This is a genomic window from Photorhabdus heterorhabditis, assembly GCF_018448905.1.
GTDB classification, from domain to species: domain Bacteria; phylum Pseudomonadota; class Gammaproteobacteria; order Enterobacterales; family Enterobacteriaceae; genus Photorhabdus; species Photorhabdus heterorhabditis.
Map to the genome: position 1 here is coordinate 1 of NZ_RCWA01000173.1, position 644 is coordinate 644.

At 54.2% G+C, this 644-nt stretch carries 1 protein-coding gene; it reads right to left on the bottom strand.

Annotated elements, in window-relative coordinates:
* The coding region (locus EAE89_RS24540; RefSeq protein ID WP_214086684.1) for a filamentous hemagglutinin N-terminal domain-containing protein at nt 1-644 on the bottom strand (644 nt) is incomplete at both ends.

A 644-nucleotide genomic window follows, 5' to 3' on the forward strand; every position in this document is an offset into this window, starting at 1 on the left:
TCCCCGCCTGCACATGACTCTGTTCCGCCGTTTTAATGTCTTTACTGCTCACGGTGATATCCGTTTTGGCCTGTATATTGCCCAGCGTCACCTTGCCATCCGCCGTCAGACTGATGTCGCCTTGCGTGGCGGTCAGGTTGGTCAGGTTAACGTCCTTACCCGCCTCGGTACTCACCAGCCGGATTTTATGGGCAGACATTCCCCCCAATAACCCGGTATCCATCGCTTTCCACGGGGTATCACCGTCCCCGGCAATGGGGACAAGGGTCCCGCGTTTGACATCAATCCGGTTGGCCCCTTGTGTCAATGTCAGGTTTTTCGCCTGCACCTTGCCGTGAAGTCTCGTGGCCCGGCTGATAATATCGACATCATCCTGCGCCGTGGCATCCAGCCCCTTTTCATCAACGGTGATGGTGCCTTTTTTCACTTCCAACGCCACTAATGCGCCCGCTTTATCAAACACTGGTTTCCCAGTCGATAAGGTGACCGCCGGGGTATGGATAAAGCTACAGCCGTAACAGGTTACACCGTTCGGGTTGGCAATGAAGACCGCGGCTTTTTGCCCCACCACTTCCAATAAGCCCTGTAGATTTGAAGCTAACGTTCCCACCACTTCATGAATAATCAACTCAGCCGATTGACCG